Genomic DNA, 21,553 nt, shown 5'->3' on the forward strand with positions numbered 1-21,553 from the left:
GCGTCGTCAACACATGTCCCATTGGGGAATGTTCACCGCCGAATCGGTCGCCGGCGAGGTGACCGCCGTGCATCCGTACGAGGGTGATTCGAATCCCTCGCCGATGCTCGGGAACCTCGCCGGTTCGGTGCGCAGTCGGGCTCGCGTTTCGGGCCCGGCGGTGCGCCGCGGTTGGCTCGAGAACGGGCCTGGTCCCAGCGACCGACGTGGAGCGGACGAGTTCGTCTCGGTCTCGTGGGACGAACTGACCGAACTCCTCTCCCGCGAGTTGCGTCGCGTGGTCGACACGCACGGGAACAAAGCGATCTTCGGCGGCTCGTACGGCTGGGCCAGCGCCGGTCGATTCCATCACGCGCAGAGCCAAGTTCACCGATTTCTGAATCAGCTGGGTGGATATACCAAGTCGGTCCACAGCTACTCGCTCGGTGCCACCGGTGTCATCATGCCGCGTGTGGTCGGAACACACTGGAAGTTGTTCGCGCGCTCCACGTCGTGGGACGTCATCGCCAAGCACTCCGATCTTCTCGTCTCGTTCGGGGGAGTACCGATCAAGAACACCGGCGTCAATGCCGGTGGTACGAGCGATCATCCGACGCGCGGGGCGCTCGACGCATTTCGTGCCCGCGGCGGAAAGATCGTCTCCTTCAGTCCGTTGCGCGACGACGTCGATGGCGACTGCGAGTGGATCGCACCTGTTCCGGGAACCGACGTGGCAATCATGCTTGCCCTGGCGTTTGTCCTGGCGTCGGAGGACCTGCACGATCGCGATTTCCTGAACCGCTTCTGCGTCGGCTACGAACGCTTCGAGGATTACCTGCTCGGACGTGCCGACGGTGTACCGAAGGATCCGCGCTGGGCGCAGAAGATCTCCGGGGTGCCGGCGGAGTTCATCACCGACCTGGCTCGGAGAATGGCGTCCGGCCGGACGCTGGTGACCGTCACGTGGTCGTTGCAACGCATCAAACACGGTGAACAGGCTCCGTGGATGGGCGTGACACTCGCCGCGATGCTCGGCCAATTCGGGCTTGCGGGTGGCGGTTTCGGCCACGGCTACGGTTCGATGAACGAGCCGGGTCTGGCTCCGGTGCCGTATCCGTTGCCGACCTTCTCACAAGGTGTGAATCCGGTGCCCGATTTCATTCCGGTGGCCGCGATCTCCGATCTCTTGCTCTCGCCCGGCGAGGAGTTCGACTACGACGGCAGGCGCCTGACCTATCCGGATATTCGGTTGGTCTACTGGGCCGGTGGCAATCCGTTTCACCACCACCAGGATCTCCCGAGGCTGCGACGGGCATTTGCGCGTCCGGACACGATCGTCGTTCACGATCCCTACTGGACGCCGATGGCTCGCAATGCCGACATCGTTGTCCCGTCGACAACGTCGCTTGAACGAAATGACCTGAGCTGCACACGAAATGATCCACTTCTGGTCGCGATGCAGCAAGTAGTTCCACCTTTCGCGAATTCGCGAGACGACTACGACACGTTTGCCGCTCTGGCTTCTGCGCTCGGATTCGGGGAGCAGTTCACCGAGGGGAGATCCTCACAGGAGTGGATCGAGCATCTCTACGGTCAATGGCGGCCGTTCGTCGATGCAGACGGCGGCAACACACCGACGTTCGAGGATTTCTGGTCGGATGGGCACTACCGGATGCGAACCGAAGACAACCTCGTGCTCTTCGGTGACTTCCGCGAGGACCCCGAGAAGTATCCACTCTCGACTCCGAGTGGGAAGATCGAGATCTTCTCCGAGACCATCGAGTCTTTCGGCTACGACGACTGCGCCGGCCATCCGCGCTGGTACGAGCCCGACGAGTGGCTGGGTGGACCACGGGCCACGCAATTCCCGCTTCACTTGATCGCCAACCAGCCCAAGACGCGCCTGCACAGCCAACTCGATCACGGCGCTGCGAGCCAGGCATCGAAGATTCAGGGACGCGAGCCGATTCGTATGCACCCGGATGCAGCGGCCGCGCGCGGTGTGTCGGCTGGGGACGTGGTGCGCGTATTCAACGATCGCGGGGCGTGCCTGGCTGGTGTGATCGTCGATTCGGATTTGCCGAGCGACGTCGTCCAGTTGTCGACCGGGGCGTGGTACGACCCGCTCGATCCTGCCGATCCCGATTCGCTGTGTGTTCACGGAAATCCCAACGTTCTGACGCCAGACGTCGGCACGTCTTCGCTTTCGCACGGGTGCACCGGCCAGCACGTTCTGGTGCAGATCGAGAAATTCCAAGGGGTTCTGCCGCCGGTCAAGGCGTTCGATCCGCCCGTGCTTCGTTCGCGCTGACGGAACCGATCGGCCACCTCCCGCGTCGAACCTCGTGAGCGCCTGAATCAGGTGTCACGATCTATCGAAGGTGGGGGCCATCGTGAGTGGGGCGGATGTTGGTTCGATGAGGGGACACGTCGAAGTTCTTCGGGCTCAGATCGATTCGATGCAGGTTGATCTGTTGGAGCGAACGCGATCGCTGGCGGATATGCAGGAGAAGATCGCACGAGCAACGGCGAGCGCGCGCTCGAGTGATGGCAGCGTGGAAGTCGTCGTAGACGCTTCGGGGGCGACCGTGGGAGTCACCCTCTCCGGGAGCGCTTACGGCAAGCATTCGCCGGTAGCGTTGGGAATTCTGATCCTGGCCACGGCCACATCTGCGGCGGAGGACATGCGCCGACAGGTTGCCGAGATGTCGAGGCCGTTCACCGAAGCGGCCAGGATCGATTTGCCTGACCTCGTTCCCGGTGTGCTCGGATTGCGTGAGATTCTCGCGCCTCGTCCGGCGTCGGTGCCGATCGGCGGCGACGAGCACTGGGACCGCACCGTTCTGAGGAGCTCCGGCAATGTCTGAACTGGACGTGGACGTGGCCGCGATGGGAAGTGCTGCACCAGCATTCGAGGTGGTCGCTGCCGATCTCGACGAGGCGCGGAGTGCTCTGGAAACAGTGGCCGGCGCCGAAGAGGGGTGCTGGGGCGCTGACCAGTTCGGAACCGCATTCTCGGACGCGTATGTTCCCGGTGCGGAGTCAGCAGTCGGCGGGATGACACTGGTCGCGGGCGCGCTTCGCGAATTGACTGCCACGCTGATCGAGATCACCGATCGTTTCGAATCGATCGACACCTCGCTTGCCGACGACATGGCGGGTGGGCTCTGATGGGACTCGAGATTCCAGGCTGGTTACAGGCGGTTGCGTCGGTTGCGGTGGGCAGTGACTGGCCGCAAGGAGACGAAACGGCACTGTGGAGGTTGGGTGATGCCTGGTCAGGCGCGGCTGATCGGATCGAGGCTTCGGCCGCTGCCGGTGGTTACGGATTGCAAACAGTACTGGCATCGATCGACGGTCGAGCCGGCGACTCGTTGTCTCGGTATTGGTCGGAGGCCGGGGGAGTCGCGGAGGTCTTCGAGCGGTTGTCCTCTACCGCGGCCGAACTGGGTCAGTCATGCACCGATACCGGCACGGACATCGAGTACACCAAACTGTCGATCCTCGCGGCGCTGGGCGCACTGGCGCTCGAGATTGCCGCCATGCTGGCGGCCGCTGTCCCGACACTGGGTGCGAGTACCGCCGGAATCGTGGCGGCTGAGGTGGCAACAACACTCACGGTCCGAATGCTGTTGCAGCAATTGTTGATACGAGTGATCGAGGCCGCAGCAGTGGAAGCTGCCGCTGCCGTCTTCTCCGGCCTCGCCATTCAACTCGGGCAGATGACGATGGATCATCGCCAGTCGATCGACGGTGGCAAGGTCGTGACCGAGGGCCGCGACGGTTTCATCAAGGGACTTGCGAACGGAGGGTTGAAGACGACGCCGGATCGTGTCGGCCCTGACCCGAACCCGCTCCCGACCGGTTCGAGATTGCAGCAGATCGCGCGGGGGGCTTTCGACGATGCGGTATCGGGAGCGTCCGCTGCGATCGTGACGAAGGAAGTCACGGGCGGCGATGCCTCGTTGACGGACATCACTTCCGGCGCGATCGGGGGTGGGATCGGGTCAGTCAAGGACGGTCTTGTCGCTCGAAACGAGGACCTGAACGCGGCTGGTCTGAGCCCGACTGCGCTGAACTGGGACTTCTGAGTTGAAGTCTCGAATCGTGGGCTACCAGTGACACGGGGTAGCCCACGACCTGGCTACTGAGCGACACGGGGCAGCCCACGACCTGGCTACTGAGCGGGCTTGAGAACCAGCGAGATCGAGTTGATGCAGTACCGCTGATCGGTCGGCGTCGGGTATCCCTCGCCCTCGAAGACGTGACCGAGGTGGCTGTGGCACTTCTTGCAGATGACCTCGACACGGCGCATCCCGAGTGAGCTGTCTTCCTTCAGGATCACGGCATCCGAATCCGCCGGATCGAAGAAGGACGGCCACCCGCAGTGCGATTCGAACTTCTCGGTGCTGCGGAACAGCTCGGCTCCGCACGCTCGGCAGGAGTAAACGCCTTCCGCGGTGGTGTCGGTGTACTCGCCGACGAAGGGGCGTTCGGTGCCGGCTTGGCGCAGGACGGCGAACTCCTCCGGCGTCAGCTTTTCGCGCCACTCGCTCTCGGTGTACGTGACCTCAGGTGTGCTGTCGACGCCATCGTGTGAAGAACTCATGCCTCCACGCTAATGCTTTGTCGCCGTTTCGGCTTCGTCGGCAGGTGAGACGGTATCGAGTGGGGGATCGAGGAGGTAGGCGGGATCGATTCCGCGATCCAAGCGGCCCTCGCGACGCGCGACCAGATACCGGTATCCGAGGACACAGAAGATCACGATCAGCAGAAGGCTCCAGCCGAGGGTGCTCTTGGTGTATTCGGCTGCCCGGCCGAAGGTCGGCCAGCGGTTCGACCACCAGCTGTCGAACGTCAAGAAGCCGTAGACGGCGAGCCACGCCGGCCAGTTCCGCATGACCGAGTTCTTGAGCACCACGGACATCAACAGCGGCAACAGCATCATCGAGTAGTACATCTGGCCGAGCGATGGCAGCAGGAACGACGCGGTCATGATCACACCGGTCGCGGTGGTGAGGAAGAAGAGTTCGTCGTTGCGGTAATAGCGGTGCAGAAGCCACAGAGAGACGACGACCATGGCGGCCAACACGACGCGCAAGAGCAGGATCAACCATTCGGGCAGACCGAAGTAAGCGCCGTTTCCGACAATCGAACTGTTGAAGTAGTCACGAGATTCGAGCAGGTACGGCACGGTGCGGCGGACGAAGTCCATCGGATCCGACGCCAGCGGCCATGCCACGACCGTGAGAATGAACGGGATGCCCAGGGCGGTGACGAACACCTTCCACTGACCGCGAACGAGTGGCAGCAGGAGCAGCGGCGCGAGAGTGGGTTTCACTGCGATGGTGAGACCGATCGCGGCGCCGGCCCACAGATCCTTCTTGCGCATCAGCAACAGGAGGAAGGCAACTTCGCCGAGCAGGACGAGGCCGTTGATGTTGGTGAACACCAACGTGTTGGTGACCGTCTCCGACATGAACGCGCCGAGCACCAGAATCGGCGCCGCGATGGAACTGATCGTCAGGTCGAACAAGCGCAACAGCAGGTAGAGAGCCACGAGAATGGCGACGGCATTGACACCGATGAACAGCCACCGTGAGCGCTCGGGATCGAGGATCGCCAGGGGTGCCATCAACAAGGAACCCGATGGTGGGTACAGGTAATGGGGGTCTACGGAGTTGAAATCTGCGGTGTAGACGTCGCGCCCGTTCCAGAACGCCAGCGCGGCGTTGTAGACCGGTCGGAAGTCATCGGTGATGGCGCCGTTGACTGCTGTGACGATGACACGATTGAGCACTGTCATCACGGCGATCGGCCACAAAACGAAGTTGACGACTTGTTGGGTTGTCCGCCCGGTACGCGGCTCGAGCTGTCGAAGGAACACTTCGGCACGGTACACCGGAGCAGGGTGTGATCGGGGGATGCACCCCTTTTCGGTCGTGGTGGACAAGCGCCCGAGTCAGGCCGGGCACACGCTTCCGTTGCTGGGCAGGGAGGCGTCGGTGAGGTATGCCCTCATCGCCTGCTGCGCGCAGGTGGATTGTGCCGCGGGGTGACCCGCACCCTGCCAGTCCAGGGTTGCGAAGCGCGACCCCGCGTTGGTCACGACGCCGGTGACAGTCGAGAGTCCGGAGTTCCCGACGGCCGGGTCGCCCTGACCGCTCAGCACGAGGACGGCGGGCTTCAACTGATTCGGCAGGGGAGAGTTGGCGGTCGACGGCCAGCTGGCGCATGCGAGCAAACCGAGCGCGGCTTCTCGACCGAATACCGGATAGTTGGTGCCCCAGGTGTCCGCCAGTTCGCGGACGCGCCCGATCCCCGGCCACTGCATGCCGTCGGTGCATCGTCCGATGAACTGGCCGTCACCGTCCACCTCGTTCTCTGCCCGGGCGGCGCGCTCTCGAATCGGCGAAGCGTTGCCGGTACCGAGCGCGGACAGAGCGTCTGAGAGCGAGCGGGTCTCTTGCTCACGGTTGGTTCCGGCAGTCCACAGGCTCGCCGAAATCGCGTTCGACACCGCAGCGGCGGACAGCGGCTGGAATTCATCGGCCCGAGCGCGCTCCATCAGGTCCGTGACCGCTTTCTTCGGATCAGGTCCGAGAGAGCACCCCAGCGCCACACATCGCTGAGCGAATGCGGTCAACGCCGCTTCCTCGCCCTGCACGCGGCTCTCCGCCTCGGTGGCAGCGTCGGTGGCCACCGGAGCGGGAGAATCGAGGATCAACCTCGCGAGGTTGTCGGGGTGGGCTGCCGCGTAGCTCAGCGCGATGTCAGAGCCGGACCCTGCCGACCACAGAGCGATGGTCTCGACGCCCCACCGCGTACGTAGAGCGTCGATGTCCTCGGCAGCGGAGTCCGCGCCGAACTTCAGCTCTTGAGGATCGAGATAGTCGGTACAGGCGATGGTTGCATCGTGACCGAGAGCGGCGACCGCGTCGGCGGCGTCGCCGGTGGAGTCCGCGTCGAACTGGCCCAGATCGTGAAGGCCGCGCCGAATCTCCGGCGTCATGCAGTCGATTGCGGTGGACCTGTCGATTCCACGTCGATCCAGGGCAACGACGGGGTGGTTCGCGAGCACCGTCGTCAAGCCGGACGTAGCGAGCATGGCCAGAGAGTTTCCCGACGAACGGTCGGTGCCGGATGTGAACACGATCGGATACGCGTTGGCAGGCGTCGACGACGTCCGAGCGCGGGTCAAGCCGGCAGTGAAGTTGCCGTCGATGGCGCCGGTCACGTCGATGGGGGCACTGAATTCCGCGCATTCGAGGATGACGCCGGCGCTCGACGCTGCGAGAGCCTGGTCGGCGAGTGACGTGCCGGTGCAGTCTCGCCACGGTATGTCGTCGGTCGGGACGCCGGGGTCGACCGGCGGCGCATCGGGTGACGGTCCCTCGCTCTGGGCAGGGCTGCCGTCGGTGCGGCCTTCGACCGCGACGGCGGGCCGAAGCGACGGCCCGGCGCCGCACGCACAACACGTCGCGAGGACGACGGCCATCAAAGCAACTCTGCGCATGCCGACCAGAGTGCCAGGTTCACCGACGTGGCTGCTGACGAACCCATCGAGTGAGGATCGTGCCGTCCGAGTCGCCGAGAATGTGAGCGGGACGCATCGACGTGGGCATTGCATTGGGGGAGAGCGAGATTCGGCCGACTTTGCTCCCCACCAGTTGAGGTGAAGTGGTGATGCAGAGTTCGTCGACGGCATTGTCCTCGATCAACTGCCCGAAAAGTGACGGCCCGCCCTCGCACAGCGCGCGACGGAGCTTGCGAGCCGACAAGGCCCTGTCGATGTCGCCGCTGCTGACATTCGGTGAGTCCGTCACCTCCACCTGCGCTCCGGCCGACCTCAGCGCTGAAATCGCTGCGCTGTCCGCGGCGCTACCGACAACAAGAATCGGCGGAATTTCGGTATCTCGAAGGAGCCGGCTTTCAGGGTCGATCGACGCGTGCGCCGAGACGACGAGGATCGGTGGGACCGGAGCGAGGCCGCCCGCCTTTCGTCGCGCCTGGGCTGCGTCCGAGATCTGCACACCCCCGTAGTTCTCGGCTCGCGCTGTGCCTGCGCCGACCACGACGACGTCACAAAGTTCGCGCAAGATCCCGAATACCGACTTGTCTGCAGGTGTGCCCAGTCCATGGCTCACTCCGTCGACGGAGACGCACCCGTCGATGCTGGAAACGAAGTTCACGCGCATCCAGGGTTGGGAGAGGTTCTCCGGATAGGCGTACAAGCCGCGGAGTTCGTCTTCGTGGCCTGGTGTGAAGTAGGTCGCAATATCCATACGGTGCACATGAGAGATCACATCACGTAGATACCCTTGACGGATGCATGAACGTCTTGTCGATCGCAGCCCGGTGGTACCCGCCGATCAACTGGTAGCTCAAATGGTGCCTCCCGCAATGTTCGACGAGGTGAGTTTTGCGTCCTACATTCCTGATCCGAAGGAACCGAGCCAGGCAGCTGCTGTCGCCAAGGCCGAGGAATTCTCCAAGCGCGTAACCAAGATCCGTAGTGGTGGACGCCGCGGACTGTTCGGCAAGAAGACCCAGGCGACCGGCGCCGGCCTGTACCTCGACGGCGGGTTCGGTGTCGGTAAGACTCACTTGCTGGCGTCGATCTTCCACAGCGTTCCGTCGCCGAAGGCTTTCGGAACCTTCGTCGAGCTGACACACGTCGTCGGCGCTCTCGGCTTCAACAAAGCGGTCGAAGCGCTCGCCGACCACAGCGTTCTCTGCATCGACGAGTTCGAGCTCGACGATCCGGGCGACACCATGCTCGTCTCTCGCCTCCTTTCGGAGCTTTCCGCGCGCGGCGTGTCCATCGTCGCGACGTCGAACACGCTTCCCGGCCAGCTCGGTGAGGGTCGCTTCGCGGCTCAGGACTTCCTGCGTGAGATCAAGAAGCTCGGCTCGATCTTCGAGACGATTCGCGTCGACGGCCCCGACTACCGTCACCGCGATCTCCCGCCCGCACCGGAGCCCATCTCCTCGGAAGAATTGGTCTCTCGGGCCGAGGCGATCGACGGCGCCACGCTCGACAACTTCGACGAGCTGTGCAAGCACCTCAGCACACTGCACCCGTCGCGCTACAACAAGCTGGTCGAGGGTGTGAAGGCGGTCTTCATCGACGGCGTTCACCCGGCAACGGATCAGTCTGTTGCACTGCGCATCGTGGTTCTCGCCGACCGCTTGTACGACGCGAGCATCCCGGTCACCGTTTCCGGCGCACGCCTCGACGAGATCTTCACCCCCGAGATGCTTGCCGGTGGGTACAAGAAGAAGTACCTGCGCGCGACCTCGCGTCTGCTCGCACTTTCTCGTTTCGAGGTCGCGGCCGGCTGATCAGCAGGCCTGTCAGCTGACGGGGCGCTCCATCACGAAATCGTGGTGGAGTTGTGCCCCCACGAGAAACGTCTTCGTGCCGACCTGGGTGAAGCCGTGTTTGGCGTAGAACTTCTGGGCGCGCAGATTTTCCTGATTGACACCCAGCCAGATCCCGGCACTTCCGCTGCGTCGTGCATGGTCGACAACCGCGTCCATCAAGGATGCTGCCGCGCCGGTTCCGTGGTTACCAGGAAGCACGTACAACTTGCTCAGTTCCGTCGTCGGGCGAAGTGTCACAGCAGCTTTGACGTCCGGATCGGCGGGCTCGTCGTCGACGAGCATCGCGTAGCCGACGATCGAGCCGTCGCGAATGACCTTGAGAACGGTTCGTGTCGGGTCCGTCAGATACTCGGAGAACTTGTCGACCGAGAGAACGTTGTCGATGAAGGCACTGATGTCGTCGTCGGATGCGTCCGGCGGACAAGCCAGCGGAAACGTCACCGCTGCCACGTCGGCGATTGCTTCGGAATCCCAGATTCCGGCCCGGTCAACGGTGATCGTCACGTCAGTTTCTACCTCTCGCGCACATGATTCGGTTGATCAAGTACACCACCTTCGTCGAGCATGATGCTCAAGCGGCGTTCTCGGCGACCGGCGTCGTGGCTCGTTTCGGTGCGAACGCGGGAGCAAGAACTATCAAGATCGCGCAGAATGCCAGCGGAATCAGGAACCCGATTCGAAGGTCACTGAAGGCAGCGACCGCGCCGACGATGCCGCCGCCGACCACCGTGCCGACGTAGTTGAAGAGGTTGATTCGTGCGATCACCGCGTCGACCTGATCCGGGGGAGCCATCCGTCCGGCGGCGCTGAAGCAGATCGGGGCGATCACCGGTACGCCGAGGCCGACGATCAGGAAGCCGGCGATGGCAACGGCGGGAGATTGCGCGAGGACAACGATCGTCATGCCGACCACGCCGATGAGAGAGCCGATCCGCACGACGGTGGTCTCACCGAACTTGCCGACCCAGTAGTCGCCGGTCAGTCGTGCGACCAGTGCCGCGATTTGGTACGCCGCCACGGAAAGGGCGGCCGTCCCGGCGTCGGCGAGCAGTTCGTCCTTGACGTACAGCGTCGACCAGTTTCCGACGCTGAAGTCGACCGCATAGAACAATGCCATCGCGACGCCGAGGAGGACGAACGCGCGGGTGGGTACGGTGAATTTCGCGGTGCTCGTGATGTTTGCATCGGCAACCGGAGACTCGGAGCGATCGAGCAGTTGCGGGCCGAAGGCCAGAAGTATCAGTCCGACAACAACTCCCGCGATCACCTGTGTGATGCGGATCGAGATGTCGAGGCTTGCGGTAGCAGAGATGAACAGAGCGCCGACAATCGCTCCGACGCTCCAGGAAGCATGGAACGAGGAGAGGATGAAGCGGCCCTTGGCGTGTTGGATCGAGACTGCCTGCATGTTGGCGGCCGCGTCGACCATGCCGAGTCCGATGCCGTAGATCGCCAGGAAGACGAAGAACATCGCCGCGTTGGGCGCGATTCCGGTTGCCCCGCCAAAGACTGCGATGACGGCGAGTCCGGTTCGCAGAGTCATCTTGCTCGACGTTCTCACGGCTAGAATCTCGGCGAGCACGCTGCCGAGCCCGGCGATGACGGACACGGTGACAACCGCAACCACAACCAGTGTCTCGCTCAGCTCGAACAAATCCTTGTACTGCGGCAGCTGCGTCAGAATGGCGGCGAGCAGAAATCCTTGAAGTCCGAAGGCCACCGAAGTGGCGATCCGAGCCCTCGTCAGGGTGCGGGTGTTATCCGTCATCAAGCAGGGCCTTTGTCTCGTTCGTTCGGTTAGGCCGAACGGTACTGGATCTTGATACTGGTCGAGTGTCCAACAAAGCTGCGTGTTTTGCACGGTTCTTTGATTAACTGACCGACATGACTCGGCAGCCGACACCAGAATTTCCGTCTTCCTTCGTCTGGGGAACCGCCACCGCGGCCTACCAAATCGAAGGAGCTGTGGCCGAAGACGGTCGCGGACCGTCGATTTGGGACGAGTTCTGTGACCGCCCCGGTGTAGTCGTCGGGGGCGACACCGGAGCGGTTGCTGCCGATCATTATCACCGCTGGGAATCGGATATCGAGTTGATGAAAGACCTCGGGCTCGACGCTTATCGGCTGTCCCTGTCGTGGTCGCGAATTCTGCCCACCGGATCGGGGGCCGTGAATGCGAAAGGGCTCGACTTCTACGACCGCCTGATCGATCGACTGTGTTCGGTGGGAATTACTCCTGCCGTCACTCTCTTTCACTGGGATCTGCCCCTCGCACTGCAAGAGCAGGGCGGCTGGATGAACCGAGACACGTCGTACAGGCTGGGGGAGTACGCCCAGGTCGTCGGCGAACGGTTGTCCGATCGTGTCGGAATGTGGATGCCGCTCAACGAACCGGTAGTGCACACGCTCTACGGTCATGCCCTGGGAGTTCATGCCCCCGGCCTGGCCTTGGGGTTCGAGGCTTTCCAAGCTGCACATCACCAGCTGCTCGGGCACGGCCTCGCTGTCGAAGCGCTTCGGGCAACCGGATGCACGAACATCGGAATCGCCTCGAACCATGCACCGGTGCGTGCCGCCTCGGATTCCCCGGAAGACGTGATGGCTGCCGACATCTACGACCACGTCGTCAATTGGATGTTCGCCGACCCGGTTCTGGTCGGGAAGTACCCCGCCGACGAATTCGCTCAGCTGCTCAGCGGGCCCGTCGACGAGGACTTGAAAATCATCGGGGTGCCGCTCGACTGGTACGGGATCAACTACTACGAGCCGACGATGATTGCCGCTCCGGTGGAAGGCCAGGGGACCGAAGGTGTGCTCGAGGTCGACCTACCGCCGGGCCTGCCCTTTGCGCCTGTCGCGATTACCGGTTATCCCACAACCGATTTCGGATGGCCGATCGTTCCCGAAGGGCTGGGTGAGATCCTGCGGACGTTCCAGGCTCGGTTCGGTGACGCACTGCCGCCGATCTACATCACGGAAAGCGGATGTTCATTCCACGACGCACCGGATGCCGCAGGCGTCGTCGAGGACGAAGCGCGAATCGACTACCACGACGCGCACCTTCGCGCCCTCCGATCGGCCATGGACGACGGTGTCGACGTCCGTGGCTATTTTGTGTGGTCACTCCTCGACAACTTCGAATGGGCTGCGGGATACAAAGAGCGATTCGGCCTGGTACACGTCGATTTCGACACCCAGAAGCGCACACCGAAGACCTCGTTCGAGTGGTATCGCGCCCTGATCGCCGAGCATAAATCGGCTCAGGTCTGACCTGTGCGGAGGCGGTCCGGGTTGCATTCTCGAACCGGGCCGCCTAGCCTCGTCTCTCATGAAGCGAATTCTCGTAGTAAGCCGCCGTAGCGGGGTCTGAATCGGACCGACCCCTCGCTGCGGGTCGTCTTGCTACCAGTTGGTCCTCCACTTCATTCCAGGAAGACCACGATCATGACTTACAACTTCGCCTTCGCTTCTGATTCCGCCTTCGCTTCTGATTCTTCTTCTACCGCTGCTGATCCTTTCGCGGCGCGTCACGGAAAATCTCTGCCAGCCGGCCTGCGTGCCGAATGCTCAGCGATGTCTTGGACCGAGTTCGAGTCCACGTATGCGGCAATGAGCGGCCCGATCCGTTTGGGCGCGTGGTCCTCCGAGAAGATTGCGCCGGGTCGTTGGACTTTCGAAGCGACTCTCGGTCTGGGGGAGCGCATCCAGAAGGCTTCCGCCACCTCGACTGGCGCGATCTCGGCCATGACGTCGATGCTGCACGACGCGGGAATCTCGCTCGAGATCCTGTCTTTCCATCAGCACCAGATCGGCCACCGCACGGCGACGTTCATCTTCACCGAGTGCGACGGCCGTCGGAGCTGGGCGATGGGGATTGCGGAGTCGTCGACTGAGTCCTCGCTGCGCGCGATGACTTCGGCAGCGAACCGCTTCTCTCACTGATCAGTTACAACAATCTGATCAGCTACATCAACCGCAGTACTGACGTGGATTCCCGAGAGGGCTTGCGTCTGTACTGCGGTTGATGTGTTCGGCGCTCGAACGCAAAAAGCCGGAACCCTGAGGTTCCGGCTTCTTGCAATTTCAAATGGTGCGCGATACTGGGATTGAACCAGTGACCTCTTCCGTGTCAGGGAAGCGCTCTCCCGCTGAGCTAATCGCGCGGGTTCTGGAGAAAAATGGAGCGGACGACGGGATTCGAACCCGCGACCCCAACCTTGGCAAGGTTGTGCGCTACCAGCTGCGCCACGTCCGCATGAGCAATGAACTCCGTTACCGGAACTCAGTACTTTTCTAACTTATCAGACCTGCAAGCAGGCCTTGACCATCAGGCCCGAGGGCCTGACGTGGTGCGCGATACTGGGATTGAACCAGTGACCTCTTCCGTGTCAGGGAAGCGCTCTCCCGCTGAGCTAATCGCGCGAGGTGGAGACGGGAATCGAACCCGTGTGCACGGCTTTGCAGGCCGTTGCCTCACCACTCGGCCACTCCACCGTAAAAGGTTGAGTCACACCTCTCGAGCGGACGACGGGATTCGAACCCGCGACCCCAACCTTGGCAAGGTTGTGCGCTACCAGCTGCGCCACGTCCGCATCGCACCGTGTTGCTTGGGGAGCTGCTCGCTCTCCTCGGTGCGTTGGAAACATTAGCCGACCGTGTCGGATACACACAAATCACCAGCTCAGTGGCGTGTTCGGAGTCGAATCGGCCCGTCGCGCGCGTTGCAACTGTCCGTCTTGGCGATGAATACGGTCTGAAATCAGCTCGAATTCGTAGATTTCGGGGTCGCCTGGAGCAAAACGAATGCCAACCTGGTGATTCGTATTCATCGCGCAGCCGTGTTAATGTTCCAACTCGTTCGAGCGCATGCGTTCGGATGACTTACGGTCCCGTGGCTCAGTGGGAGAGCGTCCGCTTCACACGCGGAAGGTCGCTGGTTCGATCCCAGCCGGGACCACAGAAAAACACTGAAGGCGTTCCCGATCATCGGGGACGCCTTCAGTCGTTTGAGAGCACAGCTGTTTGAGAGCACAGTCGTTTGAGAGCACAGCTGTTCGAGGGCACGGTTGTTTCGGCATGCAGACCGTCGTCGCAGGTCGCCGGCCGATGATTTCGGTAGCCTGGTCGAAGAGACATTTCGCGACCGAAAAGGTGACCGACTTGAGTACCGAAAAGGTCGATTCTCCCGTCGACGATTCAGACCTGTCCGTCTTCCAAGACGCAGAGTCCCGCTGGGAGCGGTGGCGCGCTGGAATCGCCGCGCGGCCCACCCTCAATCTTGCGTACCGCATCGGTGTGGGAGTCGTGGGCACGATCGTGTTCGCAGCAGGCATCGTGGCTATTCCGTACCCCGGGCCCGGTTGGCTCATCGTCTTCGCCGGCCTCGGCATACTGGCGTCGGAGTTCGCGTGGGCACATCGACTCCTTCATTTCGCGAAGGCTCGATACGACAGGTTCATGGAATGGTTCGGCAAGCAGTCGCTGTTCGTCAAGGGGTTGGGCGTTCTGTTCACCACAGTGATCGTCCTGGCGACTTTGTGGGTGCTCGGCACCTTCGGCCTGATCGGGACATGGGTGGGCCTGGACTACTCGTGGCTCGAGTCGCCACTGTGAGCTGAACGCCGCCCGGTTTCCTTCACTCGGTTGTCTCACCATGTCGGTAGGGCCGATAACATGATCGTGCGCGTGCTCGCAGTGGGTACGACGCCTGTCTAACTTGTCGCAATACCTTTAGGAGCACATCGCCGTGACCAGTCCCGCGCCAGAGCACTCAGCCGCCCCACTTCGGGTGCCCGCGGGGACGACCGCCGGGACTGCAGTGCGCGAAGCCGGATACCCCACGAAGGGGCCCGACGTGATCGTCGTTGTCCGCGATGGCGAGGGAACGCTCAAGGATCTGTCGTGGACACCTGAGGTCGATGTCGACGTCGAGCCGGTGGCAGCATCCACCGAGGACGGCCGCAGCGTCATCCGGCACTCCGCGGCTCACGTCCTCGCGCAGGCGGTCCAGAAGGAATTCCCCGACGCGAAGCTCGGGATCGGTCCGCCGATCAAGGATGGCTTCTACTACGACTTCGCAGTGGATCGTCCGTTCACTCCGGAGGATCTGGCCAAGCTCGAAAAGCGTATGAAGCAGATCATCAAGGGATCGCAGCGTTTCTCGCGTCGAGTGGTCGATTCGATCGAGGACGCTCGGGTCGAGTTGGCCGACGAGCCCTTCAAGCTCGAATTGATCGACGACAAGTCCGGTATCGACGATCCCGAGATCATGGAGGTTGGCGGCAACGAGCTGACCATCTACGACAATCTCGATCCGCGCACTGGCGACAAGATCTGGTCCGATCTGTGCCGCGGCCCGCATATTCCGACCACGAAGCACATTCCGGCCTTCAAGTTGACCCGAAGCTCCGCCGCCTACTGGCGTGGCAACCAGGACAACGCCGATCTTCAGCGTGTCTACGGCACCGCGTGGGAGTCCACCGAGGCTCAGGACGAGTACCTCGAACTGCTCGCCGAGGCCGAGCGTCGTGATCACCGCAAGCTCGGTACCGAACTGGACCTCTTCAGCTTCCCCGACGAGCTCGGTTCGGGCCTGCCGGTGTTCCACCCCAAGGGCGGCATCATCCGCACCGAGATGGAGAACTACTCGCGCAGCCGCCACATCGAGGCGGGCTACGAGTTCGTCAACACTCCGCACATCACCAAGGGACATCTGTACGAGGTTTCCGGTCACCTCGACTGGTACCGCGACGGAATGTTCCCGGCGATGCACGTCGACGAGGAACTGAACGAGGACGGCACCGTGCGCAAGCCGGGCCAGGACTACTACCTCAAGCCGATGAACTGCCCGATGCACAACCTGATCTTCCGTGCTCGCGGACGCTCGTACCGTGAATTGCCGTTGCGGCTCTTCGAATTCGGCTCGGTCTACCGCTACGAGAAGTCCGGCGTCATCCACGGCCTGACCCGCGTGCGCGGCATGACCCAGGACGACGCTCACATCTACTGCACCCGTGAGCAGATGCGCGACGAGCTGACCACCACCCTGCAGTTCGTTCTGAACCTGCTCAAGGACTACGGCCTCGACGACTTCTACCTCGAACTGTCCACCAAGAACCCGGACAAGTTCGTCGGTAGCGACGACGTCTGGGAAGAGGCGACCGCAACGCTTGCCGAGGTCGGCGAAGCTTCCGGCCTGACTCTGGTGCCGGATCCGGGTGGAGCCGCGTTCTACGGTCCCAAGATCTCCGTTCAGGTCAAGGACGCACTCGGCCGCACCTGGCAGATGTCGACCATCCAGCTCGACTTCAACCTGCCCGAGCGGTTCGAACTCGAGTACACCGGCAACGACGGCGTCAAGACTCGTCCGGTCATGATCCACCGCGCGCTGTTCGGCTCGATCGAGCGGTTCTTCGGTGTCCTGACCGAGCACTACGCGGGCGCGTTCCCGGCGTGGCTGGCGCCGGTGCAGGTCGTCGGAATCCCGGTGGCCGAGGCCTTCGCCGATCACCTGTTCGACGTCACGAAGAAGCTCAAGGCAGCCGGTGTTCGCGCCGAGGTCGATTTCAGTGATGACCGGATGCAGAAGAAGATCCGTAACCACACCACGCAAAAGGTCCCGTTCATGCTCCTCGCGGGCGAGCGTGACGTGGAAGCCGGCGCGGTCAGCTTCCGTTTCCGTGACGGCACCCAGATCAACGGAATTCCCGTCGACGACGCCGTCCGGATCATCACCGAGTGGATCGGTCGCCGCGAGAATGCCTCGCCGACAGCCGAACTGGTGCAGCCAAGCGTGGCGCAGTGAGCGCCCCCGGTGACGATGGTCCGGGTTCGCTGATCGACCACGGCGTCGGCGATCCTGATCATTTGCAGCGTATTTGGTCGCCACATCGGATGTCGTACATCACCGAGGCGCCCAACACCCCGGGTACGACGGGTGAACCGTTCATCGACATTCCGAAAATGTCGGACGAGGAAGGGTTGATCGTCGCCCGCGGTGAACACGTCTACGCGGTCTTGAACCTGTACCCGTACAACCCGGGTCACCTGATGGTGGTGCCGTACCGCAAGGTCGCGGCCCTCGAAGACCTCACGCCGGAGGAGAGCGCCGAGTTGATGGCGTTCACCCAGCGTGCGTTGCGGGTGATCAAGAGCGTGTCGAATCCGCACGGATTCAACGTCGGTCTGAATCTCGGTGCTGCCGCGGGCGGTTCGCTGTCCGAGCACCTTCACCAACACGTAGTCCCACGTTGGGGCGGCGACGCCAACTTCATCACCGTGCTCGGTGGGGTCAAGGTGATGCCGCAATTGCTGCGGGAGACCAGGGGACTACTCGCCGGTGCCTGGCAACAATAGGTTGATGCATCCGGCTTCATGGCAGGATGCATTGCTGCAACGAGTTCCGAACCGGAACTCACGACGGGGAGGGTTCCTGCGGTGTTGAGCTTCTTCGGGCGCGCATCGGTGTCCAAGGTGACGGCACCTATGGGGAAGGCGCTGGTCAAGACCGGTCTGACGCCGGACTCGGTGACGGTGATCGGCACGGTGGCAAGCGTCGCCGGTGCGGTGACGCTGTTTCCGTCCGGACATCTGTTCTGGGGAACCTTGTTCATCTGGTTCTTCGTCATGTTCGACATGCTCGACGGCGCAATGGCTCGTGCTCGCGGCGGCGGAACGCGGTACGGGGCGGTACTGGACGCGACCTGCGACCGCGTGGCCGACGGCGCGATTTTTGCCGGCCTGGCCTGGTGGGCGGTCTACCACGAGAACAGCAAGTGGCTGCTCGTCGCGACGCTCATCTGCCTCGTCACCTCGCAGGTCATCTCGTACGCGAAGGCGCGCGCAGAGGCGAGCGGGCTGACTGCGGACGGCGGGTGGATCGAGCGCCCGGACCGACTGATCATCGTGTTGGTCGGATCTGGCCTGACAGGTATGGGTCTACCGTGGGCGATTCACATCGCGATGTGGGTACTTGCCGCCGGAAGTATCGTGACGGTCTTCCAACGAGTGCTCGCGGTGCGCAATTCGCCTGGCGCCCGGGAACTTCTGCCGATCGCCCCGGCGGCATCGACGGTCGAAGGCGCGGCGGGCACGGAGGGCGATCCCAAGCCTGAAGGTGAGGCAGAGCAGTGAGTTTTTCCGAGCGCGCAACCGATCTGGGATATGCCGCGGGTTGGCGGCTGGTGAGAAGCCTGCCGGAATCGGTGGCGGTCAAGCTGTTCGACGCCGGAGCGGATTTCGCGGTACGCAAGGGCGGACCCGAACAACTCAGGAAGAACCTCGCGAGAGTTCTGGGCACGACGCCGGCGGAAGTTCCGGATCAGTTGATCAAGGATTCAATGCGCTCGTACGCCCGGTACTGGCGTGAGGCGTTCCGTCTTCCGTCGATGGACCTGGTCGCGACAGGTAAAGCGCTGCATGCGCTGGTCGAGGGCCAGGAACATCTGGAAAAAGCAATGGCGGCAGGTCATGGCGCGGTATTGGCGCTGCCCCACAGCGGTAATTGGGACATGGCCGGCGTGTGGTGTGTTCAGCAATGGGGTGGGTTGACCTCCGTTGCCGAGCGGCTCAAGCCCGAATCCCTGTACGAACGGTTTGTCGAATACCGCGAGAGTCTCGGTTTCGAGATCTTCCCGCTAAGCGGCGGGGAGCATCCACCGTTCGTCGAACTCTCCAAGCATCTGCGTGAGAACAAGATCGTGTGCCTGTTGGGGGAGCGCGATCTGGCGAAGAAGGGTGTGCCCGTCACATTCTTCGGAGAACCCACTCGCATGCCCGCCGGCCCGGCGAAGCTCGCGATCGATACCGGCGCGCCGCTACTTCCGGTCCACTGCTGGTTCACTCCCGACGGTTGGGGTTTCAAGATCGACCCGCCGATCGACGTATCCGGCGGAGTCGGCCCGGCCACGCAGGCGCTTGCCGACCGTTTCGCGGTCAACATCGCAGCGCACCCCGCGGACTGGCACATGCTTCAGCCGCTGTGGCGCTCCGACCTCTCCGAATCGCGGCTCGCCCGCATGGAGGGTGAATGAAAATCGGCATGATCTGCCCGTACTCCTTCGACGTCCCCGGCGGCGTGCAGGCGCACGTGGTGGATCTGGCCGAGGTGCTGATCGAACGTGGTCACAAAGTGAGTGTGCTTGCGCCGTCGTCCGATGACGACGAGTTGCCGGATTTTGTGGTTTCCGCAGGTAAAGCCGTCGCGATTCCCTACAACGGTTCTGTTGCGCGGTTGTCTTTCGGCCCGACGGCGAACAACCGCCTCCGCAAGTTCATCGCGGAAGGTGACTTCGACGTTCTACATATCCACGAACCCAATGCGCCGAGTCTGTCCATGCTCGCGTTGCGTATCGCGGAAGGCCCGATCGTCGCCACCTTCCACACGTCGACCACGAAGTCGTTGGTGCTGAGCACTTTTCAGGGTGTCTTGGCTCCGTATCTCGAGAAGATCAGTGGCCGGATCGCAGTCTCGGAGTTGGCGCGTCGTTGGCAGGTCGAGTCCCTCGGATCTGACGCCGTCGAAATTCCCAACGGCGTCGATGTCGCAGCGTTTGCCGAGGCCGATCTGTTGCCCGGCTACCCGCGCGAAGGTGGAACCATTCTGTTCCTCGGTCGCTACGACGAACCGCGCAAGGGGATGGCCGTACTACTCGGTGCGTTGCCGGAGTTGGTCGAGCGTCACCCGGATCTCGAAGTGATCGTGGTCGGACGCGGCGACGAGGAGAAACTCCGCAAAGAGGCGGGCAAGTACTTCAAGCATCTCCGCCTGCTCGGGCAGGTCAGCGATGAGGAGAAAGCGTCGGCGCTTCGCAGTGCGGACGTCTACTGCGCGCCCAATCTCGGCGGTGAGAGCTTCGGGATCGTGCTGGTCGAGGCCATGGCGGCTGGCACTGCCGTCGTGGCCAGTGAGTTGGACGCTTTCCGCCGTGTTCTTCGCGACGGTCAGGCCGGCTTGCTGGTTCCCATCGGGAACTCCGATGCCTTGGCCGAGGCAATCGATTCCGTTCTCGGTGACCCGGATCGACGACGCGCGCTGGTCAACACCGCGACAAGTGTTGTTGCCGAATACGACTGGCCGGTGGTGGCCGAACAGATCCTGCGTGTCTACGAGACCGTCACGGTTGGCGGCACCGGCGTACGCGTGGTGGGTTCATGACCTTCTCCGCTCTGACGATCTTCATTCTCGGGCTCGTCGCTGCCGTCGTCCTGGTCGTCGGACTGTGGGCGTACGGGACGGCGAACCGACTCGATCGACTGCATGTGCGTTCGGATCAGTCGTGGTTGGCGCTCGATGCGGCTCTGTCCCGTCGTGCCGCGGTTGTCCGCGCGGCGGCTGTGGACATGAGCGCCGACGACGCCCGCAGATTCGTCACCTTGGCGGACGCCGCCGAACGTGCGGATCGTCAGGATCGCGAGCTTGCCGAGAACCGGCTGTCCAATGCTCTCGCTGCCTACGGCACGACGTCGCTGCGACCTCAACTGGTGGCCGAGTTGGCCGATGCCGAGGCGAGGGTCCTGATCGCTCGGCGGTTCCACAACGACGCGGTGCGCGACACTCTCGCGTTGCGTACGCGTCGACTTGTTCGCTGGCTGCACCTCGGGGGAACGGCACCGCTACCTCAGTACTTCGAGATATCGGAGCGCACGACCGCGGCGGCGGTGCCCGAGGGCATCACCGTGGATACGTCACGGACCTCTGCCCGCGTGGTGATGCTGGACGAGGAAGATCGGGTGCTGCTGTTGCGCGGGCACGATCCCAAGATCCCGAACACTTACTTCTGGTTCACCGTCGGCGGCGGGCTCGAACGCGGCGAACATCTGCGAGCGGCCGCGGTTCGTGAGATCGAGGAGGAAACGGGGTTCAAGGTAGCGCCGGAGAATCTGCGAGGTCCGCTTTGGCGTCGGGTGGCGATCTTCCCGTTCGACGGTGAGCTGATCCGTTCGGAAGAGCTGTTCTTCGCTACGCGCACTCACGGCTTCGAGCCGGTCTTCCAAGGCCACACGGAATTGGAACAGCGTGCCATCACCGGCCATCGCTGGTGCAGCGCCGACGAGATCCGCCGACTGGCCAAGTCCGGTGAGCCCGTCTACCCGTTGGATCTGGCAAACCTCCTGGTGGAGGCCGCGACGATTGCGGACGGTTCCGAGGATCCGGAAGTGCGTTCCATCCGCTGATCGTTCGGTCGTT

General features: G+C 62.8%; 20 protein-coding genes and 6 tRNA genes. 15 read left to right on the forward strand and 11 right to left on the reverse strand.

The window, feature by feature from the left end:
* Positions 1–13: 13 nt before the first annotated feature.
* The 4 genes from R4P70_RS22175 (at position 14) to R4P70_RS22190 (ending at position 4,070) form a co-directional block, all read left to right on the forward strand.
* On the forward strand, positions 14–2,290 hold the full coding sequence (locus R4P70_RS22175) for a molybdopterin guanine dinucleotide-containing S/N-oxide reductase (RefSeq protein ID WP_317832134.1): 2,277 nt from the start codon (positions 14–16) through the stop codon (positions 2,288–2,290).
* Between the two features lie 82 nt (positions 2,291–2,372).
* Complete coding sequence (locus R4P70_RS22180; protein WP_317831804.1) at positions 2,373–2,846, forward strand: YbaB/EbfC family nucleoid-associated protein; 474 nt, start codon at positions 2,373–2,375, stop codon at positions 2,844–2,846.
* Positions 2,839–3,150, forward strand: a complete 312-nt coding sequence (locus R4P70_RS22185) for a hypothetical protein (protein WP_019748272.1) — start codon at positions 2,839–2,841, stop codon at positions 3,148–3,150. Before R4P70_RS22180 ends, R4P70_RS22185 begins: the two co-directional genes overlap by 8 nt.
* Entirely contained in the window at positions 3,150–4,070 is a 921-nt protein-coding gene (locus R4P70_RS22190; RefSeq protein WP_214500031.1) for a hypothetical protein, read from the forward strand. Before R4P70_RS22185 ends, R4P70_RS22190 begins: the two co-directional genes overlap by 1 nt.
* 86 nt (positions 4,071–4,156) lie before the next feature.
* Here the strand turns inward: R4P70_RS22190 and msrB are convergent, their stop codons facing one another.
* The 4 genes from msrB to R4P70_RS22210 are packed head-to-tail and all read right to left on the reverse strand — an operon-like array spanning position 4,157 to position 8,264.
* The gene (gene msrB, locus R4P70_RS22195) at positions 4,157–4,588 is read right to left on the reverse strand and encodes a peptide-methionine (R)-S-oxide reductase MsrB (protein WP_317831807.1); all 432 of its coding nucleotides are present in this window, start codon (positions 4,586–4,588) and stop codon (positions 4,157–4,159) included.
* A 9-nt stretch (positions 4,589–4,597) separates the two neighbouring features.
* Entirely contained in the window at positions 4,598–5,881 is a 1,284-nt protein-coding gene (locus R4P70_RS22200) for a glycosyltransferase family 87 protein (RefSeq protein ID WP_317831809.1), read from the reverse strand.
* A gap of 60 nt (positions 5,882–5,941) precedes the next feature.
* Entirely contained in the window at positions 5,942–7,495 is a 1,554-nt protein-coding gene (locus tag R4P70_RS22205) for an alpha/beta hydrolase (RefSeq protein ID WP_317831811.1), read from the reverse strand.
* 19 nt (positions 7,496–7,514) lie between these two features.
* Positions 7,515–8,264, reverse strand: coding sequence for a pyrimidine reductase family protein (locus tag R4P70_RS22210; RefSeq protein ID WP_317831813.1), 750 nt, complete (start codon positions 8,262–8,264; stop codon positions 7,515–7,517).
* Positions 8,265–8,307: 43 nt separating this feature from the next.
* Here R4P70_RS22210 and zapE point away from each other — a divergent pair, with 43 nt between their 5' ends.
* Positions 8,308–9,324, forward strand: coding sequence for a cell division protein ZapE (zapE, locus tag R4P70_RS22215; RefSeq protein ID WP_019748277.1), 1,017 nt, complete (start codon positions 8,308–8,310; stop codon positions 9,322–9,324).
* Between the two features lie 12 nt (positions 9,325–9,336).
* Here the strand turns inward: zapE and R4P70_RS22220 are convergent, their stop codons facing one another.
* Both R4P70_RS22220 and R4P70_RS22225 read right to left on the reverse strand, forming a co-directional pair.
* A complete protein-coding gene (locus R4P70_RS22220) occupies positions 9,337–9,870 on the reverse strand; it encodes a GNAT family N-acetyltransferase (protein WP_003942603.1) in 534 nt (177 codons plus the stop codon).
* Positions 9,871–9,937: 67 nt separating this feature from the next.
* Entirely contained in the window at positions 9,938–11,134 is a 1,197-nt protein-coding gene (locus R4P70_RS22225) for an MFS transporter (RefSeq protein ID WP_113683580.1), read from the reverse strand.
* Positions 11,135–11,250: 116 nt separating this feature from the next.
* Here R4P70_RS22225 and R4P70_RS22230 point away from each other — a divergent pair, with 116 nt between their 5' ends.
* Together R4P70_RS22230 and R4P70_RS22235 are read left to right on the forward strand one after the other, a co-directional pair.
* Positions 11,251–12,636 carry a GH1 family beta-glucosidase gene (locus R4P70_RS22230; protein ID WP_020969516.1) on the forward strand — a complete coding sequence of 462 codons (1,386 nt, stop codon included), beginning with the start codon at positions 11,251–11,253 and terminating at the stop codon, positions 12,634–12,636.
* Between the two features lie 174 nt (positions 12,637–12,810).
* A complete protein-coding gene (locus R4P70_RS22235; RefSeq protein WP_020907588.1) occupies positions 12,811–13,308 on the forward strand; it encodes an alpha-isopropylmalate synthase regulatory domain-containing protein in 498 nt (165 codons plus the stop codon).
* 146 nt (positions 13,309–13,454) lie between these two features.
* Here the strand turns inward: R4P70_RS22235 and R4P70_RS22240 are convergent.
* The 5 genes from R4P70_RS22240 to R4P70_RS22260 form a co-directional block, all read right to left on the reverse strand.
* A tRNA-Val gene (locus tag R4P70_RS22240) sits at positions 13,455–13,529 on the reverse strand.
* Positions 13,530–13,545: 16 nt separating this feature from the next.
* Positions 13,546–13,621, reverse strand: a tRNA-Gly gene (locus R4P70_RS22245).
* A gap of 92 nt (positions 13,622–13,713) precedes the next feature.
* Positions 13,714–13,788, reverse strand: a tRNA-Val gene (locus R4P70_RS22250).
* A 1-nt stretch (position 13,789) separates the two neighbouring features.
* Positions 13,790–13,860 (reverse strand) — tRNA-Cys (locus R4P70_RS22255).
* A 25-nt stretch (positions 13,861–13,885) separates the two neighbouring features.
* A tRNA-Gly gene (locus tag R4P70_RS22260) sits at positions 13,886–13,958 on the reverse strand.
* Between the two features lie 293 nt (positions 13,959–14,251).
* On the opposite strand from R4P70_RS22260, the gene R4P70_RS22265 reads away from it, so the two are divergent.
* From R4P70_RS22265 to R4P70_RS22300, 8 genes are all read left to right on the forward strand, one after another.
* A tRNA-Val gene (locus R4P70_RS22265) sits at positions 14,252–14,323 on the forward strand.
* Between the two features lie 203 nt (positions 14,324–14,526).
* Positions 14,527–14,979, forward strand: coding sequence for a TIGR02611 family protein (locus tag R4P70_RS22270; protein WP_029255280.1), 453 nt, complete (start codon positions 14,527–14,529; stop codon positions 14,977–14,979).
* 133 nt (positions 14,980–15,112) lie between these two features.
* Positions 15,113–17,170: a threonine--tRNA ligase gene (thrS, locus tag R4P70_RS22275; protein WP_007732914.1), complete on the forward strand. Its 2,058-nt coding sequence runs from the start codon at positions 15,113–15,115 to the stop codon at positions 17,168–17,170.
* On the forward strand, positions 17,167–17,721 hold the full coding sequence (locus R4P70_RS22280; protein WP_019748284.1) for an HIT family protein: 555 nt from the start codon (positions 17,167–17,169) through the stop codon (positions 17,719–17,721). The genes thrS and R4P70_RS22280 overlap by 4 nt, the downstream gene beginning before the upstream one ends.
* Before the next feature lie 81 nt (positions 17,722–17,802).
* Positions 17,803–18,498: a phosphatidylinositol phosphate synthase gene (pgsA, locus tag R4P70_RS22285; RefSeq protein ID WP_020907628.1), complete on the forward strand. Its 696-nt coding sequence runs from the start codon at positions 17,803–17,805 to the stop codon at positions 18,496–18,498.
* Positions 18,495–19,397 carry a phosphatidylinositol mannoside acyltransferase gene (locus tag R4P70_RS22290; protein ID WP_019748286.1) on the forward strand — a complete coding sequence of 301 codons (903 nt, stop codon included), beginning with the start codon at positions 18,495–18,497 and terminating at the stop codon, positions 19,395–19,397. The genes pgsA and R4P70_RS22290 overlap by 4 nt, the downstream gene beginning before the upstream one ends.
* Positions 19,394–20,521: a glycosyltransferase family 4 protein gene (locus R4P70_RS22295; RefSeq protein WP_003943332.1), complete on the forward strand. Its 1,128-nt coding sequence runs from the start codon at positions 19,394–19,396 to the stop codon at positions 20,519–20,521. Before R4P70_RS22290 ends, R4P70_RS22295 begins: the two co-directional genes overlap by 4 nt.
* Positions 20,518–21,540, forward strand: a complete 1,023-nt coding sequence (locus R4P70_RS22300; RefSeq protein ID WP_042951805.1) for an NUDIX hydrolase — start codon at positions 20,518–20,520, stop codon at positions 21,538–21,540. The genes R4P70_RS22295 and R4P70_RS22300 overlap by 4 nt, the downstream gene beginning before the upstream one ends.
* Positions 21,541–21,553: the final 13 nt, after the last annotated feature.

The sequence above is a fragment of the Rhodococcus sp. IEGM 1241 genome, assembly GCF_033142365.1.
GTDB lineage: Bacteria > Actinomycetota > Actinomycetes > Mycobacteriales > Mycobacteriaceae > Rhodococcus_F > Rhodococcus_F erythropolis.